Here is a 244-nt window from a genome sequence, read left to right as displayed (position 1 = left end):
GCTCGGTGTCCTTCACCAGGAAGCCGCTGGCGCCGGCCAGGATCGCCTGCGCCACGTAGTCGTCGAGTTCGAAGGTTGTCACCATCACGATGCGCGTTCCGGCGAGGTCCGGGTCGGCCGTGAGCTCTCCCGTCGCCCAGAGCCCGTCGCCGTCCGGCATCCGGATGTCCATCAGCACGACGTCGGGCCGCGTCCGCCGCGCCACCTCGACCGCCTCGCGGCCGGTGGCGGCCTCGCCGACCAC

1 protein-coding gene is annotated in these 244 nt (G+C 72.5%); it reads right to left on the bottom strand.

What is annotated here, in order from left to right; all coding sequences use genetic code 11:
- Window positions 1-244, bottom strand: a 244-nt coding sequence (locus AC1RPY_RS08135; RefSeq protein ID WP_481763177.1) for a response regulator, incomplete at both ends; no start/stop codon positions are given.

This window comes from Dellaglioa sp. CoH-56-MRSF-12 (assembly GCF_056782075.1).
Note: the sequence above shows the minus strand (reverse complement) of the source record. Positions and strands in the feature narration are given on the sequence as shown.